8 protein-coding genes are annotated in these 15,834 nt (G+C 49.3%); 2 read left to right on the plus strand and 6 right to left on the minus strand.

What is annotated here, in order from left to right; genetic code table 11:
• Window positions 1-419: 419 nt before the first annotated feature.
• Together SK39_RS05030 and SK39_RS05035 are read left to right on the plus strand one after the other, a co-directional pair.
• Window positions 420-998 (plus strand): LuxR C-terminal-related transcriptional regulator, encoded by a 579-nt coding sequence (locus tag SK39_RS05030; RefSeq protein ID WP_003835695.1) that lies wholly within the window; start codon window positions 420-422, stop codon window positions 996-998.
• A 196-nt stretch (window positions 999-1,194) separates the two neighbouring features.
• Window positions 1,195-10,533 carry an autotransporter outer membrane beta-barrel domain-containing protein gene (locus SK39_RS05035; protein ID WP_048216717.1) on the plus strand — a complete coding sequence of 3,113 codons (9,339 nt, stop codon included), beginning with the start codon at window positions 1,195-1,197 and terminating at the stop codon, window positions 10,531-10,533.
• Window positions 10,534-10,685: 152 nt separating this feature from the next.
• Here SK39_RS05035 and SK39_RS05040 read toward each other — a convergent pair whose 3' ends face one another.
• The 6 genes from SK39_RS05040 to rclA all read right to left on the minus strand — a co-directional run bounded on the left by SK39_RS05040 (window position 10,686) and on the right by rclA (window position 15,729).
• Entirely contained in the window at window positions 10,686-11,453 is a 768-nt protein-coding gene (locus tag SK39_RS05040) for a putative bifunctional diguanylate cyclase/phosphodiesterase (RefSeq protein WP_032936914.1), read from the minus strand.
• Between the two features lie 100 nt (window positions 11,454-11,553).
• On the minus strand, window positions 11,554-12,135 hold the full coding sequence (locus SK39_RS05045; RefSeq protein WP_008319941.1) for a helix-turn-helix domain-containing protein: 582 nt from the start codon (window positions 12,133-12,135) through the stop codon (window positions 11,554-11,556).
• Window positions 12,136-12,156: 21 nt separating this feature from the next.
• Complete coding sequence (locus SK39_RS05050) at window positions 12,157-12,852, minus strand: flagellar brake protein (RefSeq protein ID WP_003021965.1); 696 nt, start codon at window positions 12,850-12,852, stop codon at window positions 12,157-12,159.
• A 578-nt stretch (window positions 12,853-13,430) separates the two neighbouring features.
• On the minus strand, window positions 13,431-13,991 hold the full coding sequence (gene rclC / locus SK39_RS05055) for a reactive chlorine resistance membrane protein RclC (RefSeq protein WP_016149749.1): 561 nt from the start codon (window positions 13,989-13,991) through the stop codon (window positions 13,431-13,433).
• An 11-nt stretch (window positions 13,992-14,002) separates the two neighbouring features.
• The gene (gene rclB / locus SK39_RS05060; protein ID WP_003021959.1) at window positions 14,003-14,233 is read right to left on the minus strand and encodes a reactive chlorine resistance periplasmic protein RclB; all 231 of its coding nucleotides are present in this window, start codon (window positions 14,231-14,233) and stop codon (window positions 14,003-14,005) included.
• A 170-nt stretch (window positions 14,234-14,403) separates the two neighbouring features.
• A complete protein-coding gene (rclA, locus tag SK39_RS05065; RefSeq protein ID WP_032936916.1) occupies window positions 14,404-15,729 on the minus strand; it encodes a reactive chlorine resistance oxidoreductase RclA in 1,326 nt (441 codons plus the stop codon).
• Window positions 15,730-15,834: the final 105 nt, after the last annotated feature.

Here is a 15,834-nt window from a genome sequence, read left to right on the forward strand (position 1 = left end):
TCCTGGCCAGGATTAAGAATTCTCCTACCCTCAATTAATCCCATGAAGAAAAATGAGTATCTTATTGAAATTAAAGCCATTACATATAAATACCTTTCTTTAACCCTAGGAATACCCTGCCTTTATACAAACCTCCTTCTTATTATTATCCCGATCCATAAGCGAAATCTATCAATCATTTACTCAGAGCTGAAATAAACGATTTATCTTAAATTTTAACAAAGTGTAATATCCACTTTAAGGATAGTTAATGATTCTAATTAATACAGAGAATTTCTGTTTGATCTGGAATTAATAAGGATACGTTCACAGCACAGAACGTTATACGAGATTTAATTAACATTTCACGCGTCGCAAGAAACTCTTTTTTAACCTAAAAAAGAGGCGACTGCTTGCACCAAAATTTCAAGGAGATCGTTATGTCAAAAGCTATTTTTTTGGGTGACTCAATTTACCCTTGGCTAGGCATGCGAGAAATCCTACGTGGCTCATCATTATTTATTGATATCACGTACTACTCCTCCCAGACACTTTCTGCTGTCAAAATGCTCCCTTATGAAACGGATTGCATCATCATTAATCCTGACAAATCAGATTTTTTAAAATATGCCAGAATTATCCGCAACATGGCTTTACGACCTGTCACCAAAATTATTGTTTTGGCAGATGAAGCTACCTTTGCCATTTTTCAAACCGTTTGCGGGAAGAACATGCAATTTCTCGATCAAGACACCAGCCTTGATCAGCTATTACAGACCGTCACACGTATCACGCAAAACAAAAAACAACAAAGTATCAAAGAACTACACACAAAAATTACAGCTAACGAATTTAACGTAATGATGATGCTTGCACGAGGATGGTCACTGACACAAATCGCCGGGGCATCACAAAAAAGTGAAAAAACCATCGGGGCGTACAAAAGCAATATTGCCAGAAAACTCGGCAAAAATAACACCCGGCTCAAGTACACCATTTCCCACTATAGCCAGCCGTAACTGACTTATTTAAGGACAATTATCACGGTTATTATTTAAAGAGGTTTTCTTTCGACTCGCTTTTTTAATTCCGCATCGCACGGAAGGGAACCCTATTTCCAAAATCCATTACCGGGTAGCACATCCGCGTGCCAACCATAGCCAACAACTCAACGTATTAACACATACATAACAGGAATGTAGACAAGGGTTATATATGAACAAAGTTTACAGCATTATTTGGAACGCGGCGCTCGGTATCTGGGTGGTCGTTTCTGAATTAACGAAAGGAAAGAAAAAAAGCAGTTCGCGTAAAACTGTCGCCGTACTGGCAGCTGGCGCATTAAGCGGTGCTTCATTGCTGGCTTCTGCAGCCCAGATTACCGCAACGGGTGAACACGATATTCATGAAGACTTCAAGACAGGTATTTCCGCTGGGGTTTATGAGGGTATCCACGACTACGGCTTCTTATATGAAGATAACACAACTGGTCAGGCACTGAATATCAGTGGTGCAATCCCAACATTTAGCCCGGGTCAAAGCGGCGTTGTTGAATCAACCACTATCCGGGAACTGCTGGAAAGCGGCAAAATCACCCTGCTGGCGACCAGCCCTGACCAGAGCGTAAAAACCATTACCAACTCTGAAGAACTGGCGGAATACCTGACTTACAACCAGTCGTCAACGCCTTCGCAGAGCACAGAATTTGATATCAACGATCCGGCGTTTCCCGGTGAAAAAACGACCATCAAAGTCTTTGATACCAATGAGTTAAATGGTTTTCTTACCGAAGCGCAAGTCGGCGATGCGGTATTAAACACCTTTGATGCTCAGAAATCAGAAATCTATAAGCAATTTGGTATCGCACTGGCGACAAATGGCTCCATTGCCAATCTGAATATTGGCAACGACACCCTCAATGTGCGTGACAAAGCCAATACCATTGAAATGCTGGCAAAAGATTCCTCGCTGCTGGAAGCACAAGGTACTGCAAGCCAGGTGAACTGGCAGTCAGATAACTATATAAAATTTAACGCAGCCCCGGTGATCCCTGAAAAAACGTTCACCGGTTCAGCGCAAACCTCCGTGTTTGGCGATGATGTGACGCTGATGACCTATGGCTATGACGAGGATGGTCAGGTCGTCAAAACCGGGGAGCGCACATTTACCATTACCAACACACAAGAACTGGCCGAATTCAATGACTGGCTGTTGGGCAAAAGCGACGACGCGGCACTCAACCCTGATGGTGAAAAAGTCAGCCAAATCCAGCTGTGGATAGATGCGGAGGAAGTCACAACCGTCACCGCAGCACAAACAAAGTACGCCGGGCTGATTGAAAATCTGCTCACCTCCGGTAAGCCAGCTGACATACTCAGCTGGGATTACGACGTCTGGACCGACGGTTTGTCACATACCAACAACGCGACCGCTGGCCGTGGTGAGTTACATGCCATCTACGCCAACGGCGCAGGCACCTCAGGCACCTTGAACAAAGACGCGATTATTGCCGTTGACGGCAGTATTAATGGCGTGATGAAAGCCATTAATGGTGGGGTTATCACTAACCTTGGTGAGCTGAACGCATTACGCACATCTACCGGGCAAAGCCTGGCGATTGGCATGCTGGCAAAAGACGCGACGGCAACCAACAACGGGATCATCAACTCCGGGCTGTTTATTGATAAAGACGGCAACCAAAACGTCAACAGCTATGGCGCATTTGGTATGCAGGGGCAAGGCGCCAGTCAAATCACCAACGAAGGCACCATCAACCAGGCGATCACCACCGATAACTTCGGTACCGCTTCTGCCGCCGATCCCTGGAGTAAGGACAAACCCGCTGGCGAGCTGACGCTGGCCATTGGTATGCAACTGTCTGACAATGCTCAAGGGGTCAACAACGGCGATATCAACGTCGTGGACGGGCGCAAAAACGGTGCATCCTACGGCAGCGGCATCGCCTATGGCGTAGAAGTCGCCGACAACGCCACCTTTACCAACAGCGCAGGTGCCTCTATTTATCTTGGCCGTAACGCAAGTGATCCGTCTAAAGATGTCACCATGGCAGGCGGTTCAAGTCTGAGCGCCGGGATCATGACCAAGAGCGCCAAAGAGGTGATTAACAACGGCCTTATCACGCTGGGAACCGGCGTACGTAACGCCGCGGGTATGCTGATTGGTAACGCGACCGGCAACGTCATCAATACCGGTAATATCGTGATCAATGGCGATTCCAGCGCGGGGAGTAGCAGGAACTACGGTATCACCGTGCGTGACAGCGGCGCGGAAAATAATCAGGAAATTCGCAACGACGGCAAGATTAACGTCAACGGCACCAACAACGTCGGCATCCACGTCAGCGCAACTAACAAAAATGCCGAAGCCACGACTAGCGCTTCAGGCTCTATCGTAGTTGATGGTGAAGGTAGTGTCGGTAACCGTAACTATGCCGTCTGGGCTGAAGGTGGCAAAGATGGAAAGGCAGTGGTCAACGTCTATTCCAACATCACGCTAAACAAAGCCGGGAACATCGGCGTACACGTGCGTGATAACGCCGTCGCTAACGTCGACAGTCTGAGTAGCCCGGCATTCAACAGCACCGATCAGATTGGCTATTACCTGTATGGTAAAGGCGCAACTGCGAATATTGGTCAGGCGGTAATGAATGACAACGGGCAAGATCGCACAACCATTTTCCGTATTGCCAACGGCGCAATGCTGGCCGGTAACACCACCACTCCTGACGGTCAGCCCAGCTCAAACCTTGACCTGACCTTAAGCGGCGAACAGTCCGTTGGCGTATTAGCGACGGGCACAGGCAGTAGTGTGGATACCGGCGAAGCCACGTTCACCGTGCAGGGCACCGACTCCGCAGCGCTGCTGATTGAAGGCGGTGCCACAGGTAACATCAGCGATAAAACCACCATCAATTTAACCGGTGAAAGAACCATTGCCGGGGTAGTGGACGGTCAGGCTCATCAGTTGAATGGCAACGCAGAAGGTAGCGCCACTCCGACCATCCTCACTTCAAACGCAAAAATCACTTCAGAAGCCAGCGGCAACAAGGTTATTGCCTATGTGGCAAGGAACCAGGGCAGCCTGATCCTCGATACCCAGGCAATTATCGATCTTGCCAGCACCGACAGCATTGGTGTTAACGTGCAACAAGGCGGGAGTTTAACCAATAACGCGACCGCTGCCTTACATGTGAGTAACGGCATTGGCGTACAAGCTTCTGGTTCGAACGCACAGATTAAAAAATTGGGTCAGATTCAAGTTGATGATGGAACCGCAGGGGTTCTGCTGACCAACGGTGCCAGCCTGAATATTACTGGTAATACTGGCGATGCCATCACCACCAATGGCACTGCTGACGGTATTCGCCTGGACACCGGAGCCGGTAAGCTGGCTGCCAAAGGGGTGATTATTAGCGCCGAAGGTACTGGCGCGGGCATTCAAAACGATGCCAACAATACCGATATCACACTCAATGATGTCACCATCAATGCCAACGACGGTCCGGGGATCCGTACCAGCGTCGCGTTAAACATGAAAGATGGCCTGAATAACATTCTGAACGTTAACGGTAAAGGTACCGGCTTCGCCTTTGAGCAGCGCAATGGTGACGCAGTGACAGGCAATCTGACCATCGGCAAAGGCTATACCGTTGAGGTGCATAACAGCGAAGGCAGCGGTATTCGCGCCAATACGGACGGTAAGGTCACCACCAATGCCAATATCAACGTCTACGACAGCGCAGGTGGTTCTGCAATCATCGCTAAAAATGTTAGCGCAATAGCCAATAGCGGAAAAATTATCTCTGCCAGCACCACCGCACCCGTTATTGATGCCAGCGGTGACAGCAATAAAAAAATCACCAATACCGGTACCCTTCAGGCTATCAACGATACAGCAGTGGCGATTCAATCTGGCAAGGGCAATGACACCATTGATATCAGCCAGGGTATCACCAGTGGCGTCATCAACACCGGAGAAGGCAAGGACACCTTTAACTGGCAAAGCGGAACCTTTGCGGGCGAGGTGAATTTCGCCGGAACCGGCGGCAACAATAAAGCCAACATCGGCAATGTGACGCTGGATAAAACGCGCCATATCACTACCGAAGCCGGCAGTGGCAACGCCCTCACCTTCACCAATACACACGGTAACAGTGCGAAAATTGGCAGCCTGAGCAGCGATAACCTGACCACCGGTACCAACATCGGCACGGGTTGGGACTCACTGACCATTAGCGGTTCAAGTGCAGATATGCGCATCGTCGATCGTCTGCAACTGGCAAGTAAAACCATTGCGGTTACCAATGGCGCAACGCTGCGTACCGGCGATCACGGCGAGTCCACCAGCACTGCCGCGACCATCGCTGACTACAATGTGACGACTCAGGGTGCAGGCAGCCGGGTCATCTTTGACACGCAGGGCGATACGGCGGCTGCGCAGATCTATAACGGCGTCATCAGCGGTGATGGGAAGTTTGAACGCGCGGCGGGCGGCACCACTGTCTTTACCGCCAACAACACCTATACCGGCTCTACCACTATTGATCAAACCGGTACGCTGCAGTTGGGTGACGGCGGAAATACAGGCGGAGTCAACGCCGTGTCTGACATCATCGACAATGGCGTACTGGCGATTAATCGGGCCAATGATGTGCTGCTTGGCGGCGTAATCTCCGGGATCGGTGCGTTACAGCAGATTGGTAACGGTATTACTCGCCTGACGGGCAATAACACCTATACCGGCGACACGACCGTCACCAGCGGTACGCTACTGGTGAAAGGGAATCAGAGTGCCGCGACGGGTGTGACCAAAGTAAGCGGTACGGCGACGCTGGGGGGTAACGGGGTGATCGGCGGCGACGTGCTGATGAACGATGCCTCTACCCTCAGCGCCGGTGACGGCGGTGCGGGTACGTTATCCATTAACGGTAATCTGCAGCTTGGCAGCAAAACGACCTCCGCTTTCGAACTGGGTCAAGCCTATACGCCAGGCGGCGCGCTAAACGATCTGATTAACGTCGCAGGCGATCTGCAACTGGACGGGACTCTGGACGTCACCACTTCACAGGGTGGTAACTTCGGACCGGGCGTGTACCGTATCTATAACTACGGTGGCACGCTGGATAACCAGACGCTGGAATTAGGCGCGATACCGAATAGCCAGGATAAGAGCAATATTTTTGTTCAAACCTCCATCGACAAACAGGTCAACCTGGTGAATGCCAACGGCGTTACCCTGCAGTTCTGGGACGGCGCAACCGTTAATCAGAGCCACGGCGCGTCGGGCATTGAAGGCAACAGCAAAATTGACGGTGGCGATGGCAAATGGATGGCAATCGGCAGTCAGGGTGATAACAACTGGACCACCGCAACCGGTGAGGGTAACGCCCCTTGGGCACAGAAGTCCTTCGCCGTCTTCACCACCAAAGGCGGTACCGTTACCGTGGATAACGCCGCGGGAGAAATTAACTTCTCCGGAGCACAGTTTGATGCCGATGGCTATGTCGTTAAAGGCGATGCGCTTAACGCGTATGCCACCACGGAAAACGCGACCCACGCAGGCCAGACGCCGGGGACTGGCGAACTGCTGGTGCGCGTTGGCGCTGGTGGCGCGGGGCAAAACTATACCGCGACCATTGAGTCCGTTATCCGCGAGGCCAGTACTGCTGACAAGCTGACGCTGGTGAAAACCGACCTTGGCCGTCTGATCCTCAGCGGTGACAACGAATATCGCGGCGGCACGCGCATTGATGGCGGCACGTTGCAGATCTCCTCCGACAGCAATCTCGGCCAGAGCGGAACTGACCTGGCCATCAATAACGGTTCAACGCTGCAACTGGGCGCGGACCTGACCAGCAATCGCACCATTGAGCTGGGAGCGAATGAGAATGCTGCGGTGTTTGACCTTAATTCGCACCACTTCACGCCAACCGGTGAGATTACCGGCGAGGGTAAACTGAAAGTCACCAGCAGCTCTAGCGATGCGGGCAGCACCTTGTCGCTCGACCGCGCAAACAGCTACAAAGGCGACACCGAAATTGCCGGTACCGGAAACGCCAACAATGTGACGGTCAACGTCAGCAAAACCGGAGCCTTTGGCAGTAATGAAAGCAGCACCGTGAACGTCAATAAGGGTGCGACGCTCAATGTCAGCGGGACAGATACCAGCCTGAAATCCCTGACTATGAACATCGCCGACAGCCTGTTAACGCTGGCGGATAACGTCACCGCCGCAAGCGCAATGCTGAACCTGACGGGCACAGCAAAAGCGGTGTTAACCAACAACGCCAGCGCGGGCAACGCGACGGTTAACGTGTCAAAAGACAGTACCCTGGCGCTGGAAGAAAATGCCAGCGGGGGCAATGCCACCGTGAATAACAGCGGACTGATGACCTTTGCTGACTATGCGATGGCAGAGAACACCGTCGTTAAAAACCTGGTGGGCGGTAAGGTCGATATCAGCGCAGTCGACAGCGCAACGTCTATCGGCTCGTTGTCCGGCGCGGGTAATGTCGAACTGGGCAATAAAGAACTGTCGCTGGGTAATCTGCATCTTGATGACACCATCAGCGGTATTATCAGCGGCAACGACGGCAGCCTGGTGAAAATCGGTGACGGTACGTTGACGCTGACCGGCGATAACACTTACACCGGCACCACGGACGTCAATGAAGGCGTGCTGCTGGTCAACGGTAATCAGTCTGCGGCTACCGGCCAGGTGACGGTGAAATCCGGGGCAACGCTCGGCGGTAACGGTATTATCGGCGGCGCGGTTGATGTGCTGGACGACGCGCATATTACCGCGGGTGCAGCTATCAACAGTGTGGGTAAACTCACTACCGGTTCTCTGACGCTCAGTGATAACGCCCAACTGGATTATCAGTTTGGTCAGGCTTATACCCCGGGCGGTGCCTTCAACGACTTGATTGACGTAAATGGCGATCTGACGCTCGACGGTAAGCTCAACATTGAAACCTCACCAGGTGGAAGCTTTGATGTGGGCGTTTACCGCGTCATCAACTACACCGGCACATTGACCAACAATGTGATGGATATTGCTAACGCACCGGAAGCAGCTGACAGCCTGTACGTGCAGACATCGGTGAAAAATCAGGTCAACCTGGTCAACCACGCCGGACTGACGCTGCGCTTCTGGGACGGCACCGGCGGTGAGAATGGCGAGCTGAAAAATAACGGCGTCATCAACGGCGGCGACGGTATCTGGCAATCCAGCCAGGGTAACGACAACTGGACCACCGATGAATCGACGCCAGAAGGCGCGTTGAACGCACCGTTTACCGATGCCGCATTCGCCGTCTTCCAGGGTGAAGCGGGCAACGTAACCGTCGATAACAGCAAAGGCGATGTCATCATCAGCGGCGCGCAGTTCGCCACCGATGGTTATCGTGTGGGCGGAGAAGCCATTACCACCGACACGGCAAACACCCTGATTCGTGTCGGCGATGGCACAGTAGACGGCGCCAGTTACACCGCCACTATCGACAGCGTTATCCGTGGTACCGGCGGCCTGAATAAAGGCGATCTCGGTACGCTGATTCTCACCGGCGACAATACTTACAGCGGTGGCACCACCATCACCTCAGGGACGCTGCAGGTGGCGGGTGATACCAACCTGGGTGCGGCAGATACGGGAATTACCTTTAATGGCGGTACGCTGAAGTATGGCGAAGCGTTTGATACTGCCCGTCAGGTGACGCTGGAATCCGGCGGCGGGACATTCGACACCAACGGGCATGACGTTTCTCTGCTGACGGAAGTCGAAGGTAACGGTCAACTGACCAAAACCGGTAAAGGCTCCCTCACCCTGACGCTGGATAACACCTACACTGGCGGCACCACCATCGAACAAGGTGTTTTACAACTGGGTAACGGCGGTGATATTGGCAGCATTCAGGGGGATGTCGTTGATAACGGCGTACTCAACGTCAATCGTGGCGATACCCTGGCGCTGACCGGCAATATCAGTGGTAAAGGCCAGCTGCATCAGACCGGTAGCGGCATTACCGAGCTGCAAGGTGAAAACAGCTACAGCGGCGCTACGTTGATCGCCAACGGCGTGCTGCAAGCGGGTAATACCAACACCCTGAGTAGCGCATCACACCACTATGTAGTCGCAGACACCACGTTGAACACGCAGGGCTATAACCAGACGGTAGCGGGCCTGAGCAACGGTGGCGATGTCTCGCTCATCGGTCAGCAGACTGGCACAACCTTAACCGTCAAAGGGGATTACACCGGCGAAAAAGGGACTATCAACATGGCAGCTATCCAGAATGGTAGCGGAGCAGGCATTGCCGACCGTCTGATTATCGATGGCGGTAAAGCCAGCGGTAGCACACTGCTGGATGTCGATGGCTCTGGTCTTGGCGCGCCGACCATTGGGGATGGTATCGAAGTGGTGACTGCGCTCAATGGCGCAACCACAACCGCGCAAACGTCGCGGGATGCCTTCCATCTTGCCGCCGATCGTATGGCTGCAGGTGCGTTTGAGTACCAACTACATGCGGGTAATGCTCAGGGCCAGGGTGAAAACTGGTATCTGAGAAGTGAATACCGTCCAGAAACCATGCTGTATTCTGGCCTCGCCAGCGTAGTACGTCAGGGTGATATTAGCCTGTTAGGTAACATGCACCAACGTATGGGGGACGAGGTTAAACCGGGCATTGATGAAGACAATCGCGCCTGGGCAAGAATGATTGGCTACTCCGGTAAAACCAAACTGGATGATGCAGCCGGTACGCAAACCAGCTCCCATACCATGGGTATCCAGGTCGGCGTTGATATGTATGCTAACGAAAGCTGGAAAGCCGGGATGTATACCAGCATCCTTGATATCGACAGCAATGTGAAAGGCACGAAGACAGGCAGCGATGGCAAAGGCGGTAACATCGACGACAACGCATTTTACGTCGGTGGCTATGCGACCTGGTTCTCGGGTGACGGTATGTATGTTGATAACGTCCTGCAGTACGGTAACCATAAATCCCGCCTGGCGGCGACCGGTAACAACGGCTCGTATACCGTCAGAGGCAACACGCTGACGGCGTCGACAGAGGTGGGTAAATCGTTCCGTTTAGGCGCCAGCGCATGGAGTCTGGAGCCTCAGGCTCAGTTGATCTACCAGTACAGCGACTTTGATAACAGCACGCTGGATGGTGTGACCCCAACGAAAGTGAAAATGGATACCGCAGACTCCTTTACCGCGCGTCTGGGCGTGCGTCTGGTCGCTGACTATGACACCAACCATGGCAAATTCCAGCCGTACGGCAGGGTTAACGTCTGGCAGGGTCTGGGTTCAAAAGACAAAACGCACTTTAGCAATGCGGTAGCCACCACTACGCTGGAATCTTCACAGCAGTACTCCAGCACTGAAGTTGCAGCCGGCCTGTCATGGTCTATCGACAGAAACCTGCAGGTCTACGGTGAGCTGGGTACGCAATTCAGCAACGGCGGCAGTAAGTCGCAGGTCGAAGCGCCGGTCAATGCCTCTATCGGCTTTAAGAAATCGTTCTAAGCTGACATAAACTCGCCAGCCTCCTGTTCAGCAGGGGGCTTTTTTTTGCTTATAGTATTACAGGGGTGGCTGATGCGCGACGCGTATCAGGCCTACAGACTTACCAGCAACGTGGAACAATCAAGGGATTGGGAAACGTAAATACGGAAGGATTAACGATTATATTGCGCTAAGAGTGAAGGGATCTCTTGTGCCTGCACCGGGGGAGAAATGAAAAAGCCTTGAATTTTGTCACAACCAATCTGCATCAACCGGTCCAGTTGGGACTGGGTTTCCACCCCTTCGGCAAGAACTTCGATACCAAAATTATGCGCCAGTGAAATAATACCCTCAACAATCTTTGTCGATCGGGTGTCGGGCTCAATAGCGGTGACAAATTCCTTATCAATTTTTAAGGTATCAAAAGGATATTTCAACAGGTAATTAAGATTAGCATGACCGGTTCCAAAATCATCAAGCGCAAGCTTGACCCCTATCGCCTTTAATTCCGTCATATTTTTAGCCGCAATCTGACTGTCGTACAGCGGTGACGTTTCGGTGACCTCTATTTGGCATCGATGGACCGGCAATCCGGAGGTGGCAAGATTTTGTCTGACGCGTTGGGGTAACAGAGGATCGCAGAATTCAAGCGCGGAAATATTGACGGATAATACAATGGGGTCAGGCCAGGAAGTTGCAACATCCCACGGAGAGTGAGTAACCATATCTTCAATTGAAATAATATTGCCGCTATCTTCCAGTAACGTAATAAAAACATCGGGAGAGATCATACCCATCTGAGGACTATTCCAACGCATTAATGCTTCAAATCCGCTTATACACTGGGCATGTAAATTGAAAATAGGCTGATAAACCATATAAAGTTGACTGGTATTCAAAGCCTTTTCAAGCGCAGTTAGCACCTCATTGGAATTAAACATTCCCCTCTCCCTCTACAAATCATAACATTAAAAACCAGTCAAAATCACTCCCGAATTGTATCTACTATTAGGTGTATTACATCAGAAAAGAATGGTCAGGTTAGGGTAAAAAAGACATACGATGGGTAAATCTGACAATTAACTTATTTAAATCAGAGGTATTGGTCAGGCCAAGCTTGGCGACGACTCTCATCTTATGTGCCTGAATCGTTTTATAGTTCAGGCTAACTAACTCAGAAATTTCTTTGGCTGTATAACCACTTACCAGTAAGTTCAGGATCTGCTGCTCTCTTTCGGTTAATCTTTTCTGCGAACGATACAGTCGGGGGTTCCATTTCCCGACTGATAATGTCGCCAATTGACCAAAATCACGCAATGAAGATTTTTCAGTCAAAACTATTATTTTTTCGACATATAATAACTCTACGCATAATTTCGCCACCAAACTATCAGCAACAATCACCACGACGTTATTATAAAATTTGAATCGGTTTTTATTCAAAAACTGAACAATGTCCGAACACGCATGTTCATTATCGATGATATTAAAAACCATGGTTTGATGCTGGCATAATGATGACTGATGCAACATATCCTCAAACTGGAATGTTTGTATCGGTACATGTTTGCTGGTGAGGTAGGCAAACATACCATTGCCCACAAAATTATCACTGCCACACATCAACATCCTGTTCACCGTTCCTTATAAGCTTCTAATCTTGTTACTCATTAAAAATTTAATAATAATTTTCTCGACTTCAGTTTCTTCACGACGATTTTTAAAATCAAACTCACACGAGATCTGATGACAGGAATACAACTGGTTATCCTCATCAAACTCATTGATCAGGACGACATCGATCACTTTTAAGTCCAGTTGTAAACTGCCAAATGTATCGAAATCCAGAGATGCATTTTTAATCACCGCATCTTTATAAAGAAAACGGGCGTTTACATCTTTAACGATTAACGCACAACCACCCTGCGAGATATTTTTAATCTTGAAAGAGTAGTTTTCTCCATTTTTGTAACGACCAAAACAGAAAAAGTCATACCCCTTCATGAAGGAAAAACGCTGATTTTGTCTCTGCTGGGCAAAGAAAATCAAATCCGGTATGAGGTAGGATAATCCTACTTCTGCACCTGCTGATGGGGTTTGCTCGAATCTGGCACTAAATTTCACAATCCCGCTTTCGCTGTGCAGGATAAAGTATTGGACCTTTTCAGGAACAATGTCTTCGTGCCAGGAAATAACAAACCGCTCGAAATCAACCTTCTCTAACTGCGTGATAACGCTACTGTTTTCACATAACACTTCCAGTTTCGTTTTCTTGTGCAGCTCTTCACGAAGGGTAGCTATGATTTCAAACTTATCTTCCTTTGCTAATCCAAAGCTCATTCTAAAACCCTTATTTCCATATTTAAGATATGTCTCGCGTTTGGTTACTCACAAAACGCGAGATCAGCATCCACCCCTGGTGCTTAATTACCATAGTGGATTCCATGTCGAACAGTTGGTTAAAAATTAAGTTTTTAACTATCTTTAGCCATTTATTGATACGTAAAAACATTTAATCAAAGTTAATTCTAGCTGAAGTCATGCCTAAAACCATGCGAACGTGTTGATTAATTATAACAAAAGTGCATAACAATTTTTTTTAAAGTGTCATTTTGAGATAACAAATAGCAAGAATTGCACAGAAAAAAACAGAGAAAAATGAATGGATTTTGATGGAGGAACTACGCAATATGCGAACTGGTGCGCTATCGAAAGAAGAAAGAAGATGCTTACGTCACTATATTATTAATCAGTAATATAAGTCCGACTGGTTATTGTGGCAAAGCGAATCATTGTATTTCATGTATAACATAAATTTCCCTTAGGGCAGAAAAAAAGGCCAGCGTCCTGCTGGCCCGGTAATTACCGAATCGAACTATAGTGGCTTACTGTCTTGCAGAGGGTACAACGTTAAAAATTCAATACTTTTGCTTAATAATTGATCGGGAAGAATCCGCGATGATCATCACCGCTCCCGCCAACATTAACGTATCTTTTAACACCAACCGTCCAGCGCCTGACAAGTACGGAAATCCGTGGTGTAAATCACCCAGCGGCATCACCCATGCTTCTGGTGTGGTTATTAAAAATGATAAAGTTACAATTGGTGTGGCAAATGCCAGAACGCCGCCAATTAATCCCAGCCAACGGCTAACAGGATTAGCCAGCACCAGCAAAGCGATAAGAACTTCGACTACGCCCAGGCCATTTGAGAACGTATACGTGTTATTCGCCGTCTGCCATTCACGCTCCTGCGGTTTGAATTCACCTTCGTGGGTTAAATGTTGTTTGTATTCTTCTGGATGCTCATAAAAAAATGACATTACCGGACTATTGGCGACAAACGGCGTAATGCTGTCGGCTTCGTAAGGTACAAATTTTAATAACCCAATCCAGATAAAAACAATCGCGATACTCAGGCGAATCAAGGTTAATCCAACCCTATCACCTTTGCCCAATATACGAAGATATTTTTCCATTCCAGCTCTCCTCACTTGTACAAAATTGCCGTTGCGTGAGTGCTGCTATCAATACGCATTGAGGTAATTTTCCAGGAAGTCGCTTTCTTTTCCTGTGCCAGTTTCGCAATGGCATCTTCCACCACGGAAGGAGTGCCAGACACAGCTGATACGCTAACGTGGGCAACCTCGGTTTGCGCTAACACGGAAAATGTCACCGGAGCAGTCAGTAATGCAGTCATTAGTAACGTAGTTTTAAACATGTTCATTTCTATTCCCATTAACAAGTTATTTCAGTGGAAATATAATAAAACATGTCACTTTATTTTATTTCATCCGTAACGCCAAAATAACTGTCAATTAGTATCAGGAAGTATAAAAACAAATAAAAAAGCCCCACACGGGTGGGGCAAATATGTAGACTACGCTATTATTATTTAATGAGAGAAAAGAGATCGTTTAGTGATTCGCTCATGCTTGGATGGGTAAATATTTGGTCACGCAATGTGGTATAAGGTAACCCCGCATCCATAACCGTCTTGATGATATTAATCATTTCATGAGAATCCACGCACAGCAGCGACACACCTAATATTTGTTTCGTTTCGCTATCCACCACCGCTTTAAGTACGCCACGGGTATCATTCATCACCCGCGCACGCGGGATAGCCGCTACCGGCAACGTCACGACCTGCACCGCCGCACCACTGGCACGAGCCTGTTCTTCAGTCATTCCGACGCGGGAAAGCGGCGGCGTCATAAAGACGGAATATGGTACATTTTGACGATCACCCGTGTTACGTACCCCCTCGCCTAGCAGGTTGTCGCGCACAATACGGAAGTCATCCAGCGAGATATAGGTAAATTGTAATCCACCAGTGACATCGCCCATTGCCCATATGTTATCTGCCGAGGTACGTAGATATTTATTTACAATAATGGCACCACGGTCGTTTACATCTACACCCGCATTCTGCAGCTGCAGATTTTCAGTCGCCGGTTTGCGACCCGATGCCACCAGCAGCACATCCACCGTCTGGGTACCTTCCGGCATGTGCAGCTGTACTGCACCATCGTGAGAGGAGACAGACTGCACGTTGGCATTGAGGATCAGCTCAACGCCTTGGTCGCGTAAAATGTTGGCGATAGTGTCAGCAATATCCCGGTCTTCACGAGGCAAAAACTGCGGAGCTGCTTCATAAATAGTGACTTTGCTACCAAAGTTGGCAAACATCGATGCGAATTCAACGCCGATATACCCACCGCCCAAAATGCCCAGACGCTCGGGACGTTGCGTCAAATTCAACAACCCGGTGCTGTCAAATACGCCAGGCGTCGTGGTTAATCCCTCAACGTTCGGAATCGTTGACTGGGCACCAGTATTAATAAAGATTTTCTCGCCGCTCAGTTCAACCTCACCTGTTGGCTGTACGACCCGCACTGTATGGTTATCAATGAATTCAGCACGACCTTCAATCACATCCACGTTTTCCAGATCGGCAAGATTGTGGAAGTTTTTATCGCGCAGAAAACTGATAACGGAGGTCTTGCGCTGCATCGCTGCGGCAAAGTCATGCTGAAGTTCAGCATCGTGTACCAGGGTTTTGGTGGGAATGCAGCCGATATTGATGCATGTCCCACCATACATGGTGTTTGACTGTTCAATAATCGCTACCCGCCAACCCGTTTTGGCCAGTGTTGCCGCCAGCGTTTTACCCGCTTTACCAAATCCGATAACAATCGCCTGATACTGATTCATGCTGTCTCTCCGCCATGTCACTGTTCGTTTGTTGAACTGAATTATAGGTTTAGCGATGCACGAACAATGTATCCATAACGCGCCAATTACTGTCAAATCGTCTAA

Source organism: Citrobacter sp. BIDMC107 (assembly GCF_001037575.1).
GTDB lineage: Bacteria > Pseudomonadota > Gammaproteobacteria > Enterobacterales > Enterobacteriaceae > Citrobacter > Citrobacter freundii.

Excerpts from the sequence above, each read along its gene's own strand:
- SK39_RS05030 (WP_003835695.1), top strand. The coding sequence starts at position 420 with ATGTCAAAAGCTATTTTTTTGGGTGACTCAATTTACCCTTGGCTAGGC.
- SK39_RS05035 (WP_048216717.1), top strand. The coding sequence starts at position 1,195 with ATGAACAAAGTTTACAGCATTATTTGGAACGCGGCGCTCGGTATCTGG.
- SK39_RS05040 (WP_032936914.1), bottom strand. The coding sequence starts at position 11,453 with ATGTTTAATTCCAATGAGGTGCTAACTGCGCTTGAAAAGGCTTTGAAT.
- SK39_RS05045 (WP_008319941.1), bottom strand. The coding sequence starts at position 12,135 with ATGTGTGGCAGTGATAATTTTGTGGGCAATGGTATGTTTGCCTACCTC.
- SK39_RS05050 (WP_003021965.1), bottom strand. The coding sequence starts at position 12,852 with ATGAGCTTTGGATTAGCAAAGGAAGATAAGTTTGAAATCATAGCTACC.
- rclC (WP_016149749.1), bottom strand. The coding sequence starts at position 13,991 with ATGGAAAAATATCTTCGTATATTGGGCAAAGGTGATAGGGTTGGATTA.
- rclB (WP_003021959.1), bottom strand. The coding sequence starts at position 14,233 with ATGTTTAAAACTACGTTACTAATGACTGCATTACTGACTGCTCCGGTG.
- rclA (WP_032936916.1), bottom strand. The coding sequence starts at position 15,729 with ATGAATCAGTATCAGGCGATTGTTATCGGATTTGGTAAAGCGGGTAAA.